General features: G+C 70.4%; 3 protein-coding genes. All 3 read right to left on the bottom strand.

All coding sequences use genetic code 11. From position 1 onward, the window contains the following. Window positions 1-1,442 (bottom strand): wax ester/triacylglycerol synthase family O-acyltransferase (locus G6030_RS14825; protein ID WP_182643646.1); only part of this gene is annotated, 1,442 nt, incomplete at its 3' end. Between the two features lie 158 nt (window positions 1,443-1,600). Then, a complete protein-coding gene (locus tag G6030_RS14820; RefSeq protein ID WP_182643645.1) occupies window positions 1,601-1,810 on the bottom strand; it encodes a hypothetical protein in 210 nt (69 codons plus the stop codon). 9 nt (window positions 1,811-1,819) lie between these two features. Next, the coding region (locus G6030_RS14815) for a M3 family metallopeptidase (protein WP_182643644.1) at window positions 1,820-3,312 on the bottom strand (1,493 nt) is incomplete at its 5' end.

Below are 3,312 nucleotides of genomic sequence, written 5' to 3'. Positions count from 1 at the left end.
TCCCGTACGGCGACCTCGGCCCCGGCCGGGCCCGCCGGATCGCCACCGCCGTCGCGCTCGTCCGCCGCGGCGACCAACTCCGCCAGCGCGTCCTCGACCGCGTCCGCGAGCGGCCACGGATCCGGCACGAGGTCCTTGCACCCGATGAACCCGAAGTGGAGGCGTCCGTCCAGCGACATCACAGTGCAGTTCAGGCCGGCGCCGTGGAACACCGGGCCCATAGGCATCATCTTCTCGATCTTCGCGCCCAGGAAGTACAGCGGGAAATTGGGGCCGGGCACGTTCGAGACCACCAGGTTGTGCACGACCGGGTGACGCTCGGAGAGTCGTAGCCGCGAGTACATACGCACCGCGGACCCGAACACCGACGGCGCGGCGAACTGCGCCCAGTCCGTGAGCAGGTTGGCGTCCAGGGCGTCGGTGTGGTCCTTGGCCACGGTGTTCGCGTCGCGGATCGCCTCGAGCCTCCCGACAGGGTCGTCGATATCCGTGGCCAGGGACATGAACATCCCCGACACCCGGTTGGTGCCGGGCCGCGACTCCGCGGCGTGCACGGACATCGGCACCATCGCGATGAGCGGCTTGCGCGGCAGGGCGTCCAGATCGTCGAGGTACTTGCGCAGGGCGGTGGAGCACACGGCCAGCACCACGTCGTTGACCGTCGTGCCGAAGGCGTTCTTCACGCGCTTGACGTCCTCGAGGTCCACGCTGGCGAAGGAGATGGACCGGTGACCGGTGATGGTGCGGTTGAACGGGGTGCGCGGGGCCGTGAACGGCGCGGGCATGGCCAACCCCTTGCGGGCACGATTGATCCACGACGGCAACACGCCGAGCGTGCCCGGCAGCAACGAGGCGAGCCGCCACGGCGTGGCCAGGCGGGAGAGCGCCCCGCCGACGGCGAGCTCCAGCGCTCCGGAGCCACCGGCGCTCTGGCCGACCAGCTCCTCGTCGAGGTCCGGGTCCTCGGGCGTCAACGTGCACAGCTGCGAGAGCATGTTGGCTCCCGTGACGCCGTCCACGGTGGAGTGGTGCATCTTCGCGAACACGGCGACCCGACCGTCCCGCAGGCCCTCGATGACGTACATCTGCCACAGCGGCATCGACCGGTCGATCGGCTGGCCGGCGAGGTGGGCGCACAGCTCCGCGAGTTCGTGATCCCCGCCGGGGCCGGGGATACCGACGCGGTGCAGGTGGTGGTCGATATCGAAGTCCTCGTCCTCCACCCAGACCGGATGGTCCACGTTGAGCAGCGAGTCGTGCAGCTTACGGCGGAACGGGGGCATCGCGGTGATCCGGCGGGAGAGTTCGTCCCGCAGCGCCCCGAACGAGTACCCGTCCGGCATCTCGGATACATCCAGCACGATGAGCCCGCACACGTGCAGGAGCTGGGACCTGGTCTCGAAGTAGAGAAAGCTGGCGTCGAGCCCACTCAAGCGCTGCATGGAGGGAGTGTACGTCCGGGTTTCGGCCCACGGGTCGCGTTGCGAACGGTTCCGTGCAGCGAATGTGAACGGGGTCTACAGGACCTCGACGAGGACCCATGCGATCACGACGAACGCGATCAGCAGGACGAGGGCGAGTGTCACACGCGACCGGGGCATCAGCGGACCTCCTTCCCGGTCTCGGCGGTCCGCGGCGCGACGAGCGCGCGGAACCTCTGGACGAGCAGATCCGCGATCCACTCCACCGCCACGGCGACGAGGAGGAACAGCGGGACCCCCAGCGCGAGCATGATCGCGACCTGCAGGGGGAACGGCAGGGTGGCGAGCCAGAGCTCGGCCCTGTCCCAGAACTGCAGGAGCGCGGTCACGCAGGGATCCTACGGCCGCCCGGTGGCGGCGGCGCGGCGACCTCCCACCACCGAGGAGTCGAGCCCGCGTCGGCGAAGCAGGGCCGTCGTGTTCGGCTCGGACCCGCGCATCCGTCGGTAGGCGTCGAGGAAATCGATCGCGCCGCCCCGCGAGAGGACCTCGCGCCGCATCCGGTCCCCCGAGTCCCGCTTCAGACCACCGCGCTCCACGAACCACTCGGCGGCGTCGGCGTCGAGCACCTCGGCCCAGAAGTACGAGTAATAGGCGGCCGAGTACCCGCCGGCGAAGATGTGCTGGAAGTACCGCGACCGGTACCGCGGCTCGATGCCCGGTACGTCGAGGCCGGCGTCGGCCAGCACACGGGCCTCGAACTCGTCGACGTCGGTGACGGCCTCCGCCTCCTCCGGGGTGAGCGAGTGCCACTCGAGGTCGATCAGGGCGGCGGCGAGGTACTCCACGGTGGCCTGGCCTTCGCCGAAGCGCTCGGCCTCCCGCATCCGCTCCACCAGTTCTTCACCGATCGGCTCCCCCGTCTCGACGTGCCGCGCGTAGCGGGCGAGCATCTCCGGCCGGCGCGCCCACATCTCGTTGACCTGGGACGGGAACTCGACGAAGTCGCGCGGGACCGAGGTGCCCGAGAACACCGGGTACTCCACGTCCGACAACAGTCCGTGCAGGGCGTGACCGAACTCGTGGAACATCGTCGTGACCTCGTCCATGGTGAGCAGCGTGGGCTGCCCCGCCGCGGGACGGGCGAGGTTCATGACGTTGACGACCACCGGGCTGGAGTCCAGGAGCCGGGACTGGTCCCGGAACGAACTCATCCACGCCCCGCCGCGCTTGGTCGGACGGGCGTAGTAGTCCAACAACAGCAGGCCGACGCCTGCATCCGGCTCCGAGCGCTCGTCGTCGAACACCTCGATCACGCGGACATCGGGCAGGTATCCGGCGAGATCGGTGCGCTCGGCGAAGCGCAGGCCGTACAACTCCGACGCAGCGTGCATCACCCCGTCGTGCAGCACCCGCTCGAGCTCGAAGTACGGACGGACGGTCGCGTCGTCCACCCGGAACCTCTCGGCCCGCAGCCGCTCGGACTCCCACGCCCAGTCGGCGGGGTGCAGTTCGCGCTCCTCGCCACCGAGCAGGTCCTTGGCCTCGTTGCGGGCGTTGGTCACCGCGGCGTCGACCACGTCGAGCAGTAGACCGCGGGCCGCCTCCGGGGTCCCGGCCGTCTCCACGGCGAGGACGTGTTCGGCGTGGGACCCCAGCCCGAGCAGGCGGGCGCGCTCGGCGCGCAGGCGCACCATCTCCAGCACGATCGGGGTGTTGTCGTGACCCGAGGTCGCGCCCCGGCCCAGCGAGGCCTCCGACACGCGGCGGCGCAGGCCCGCGTCGTCGAGCCAGGCGGTGATCGGCTGGACCGTCGGCAGCCCCAGCGGGATCAGCCAGCCGTCCCGGCCCGAGTCGGCGGCGGTCGCGGCGAGCGTGCCACGCATCGACT

This window comes from Dietzia sp. E1 (assembly GCF_014145015.1).
GTDB classification, from domain to species: Bacteria; Actinomycetota; Actinomycetes; order Mycobacteriales; family Mycobacteriaceae; genus Dietzia; species Dietzia cinnamea_A.
Note: the sequence above shows the minus strand (reverse complement) of the source record. Positions and strands in the feature narration are given on the sequence as shown.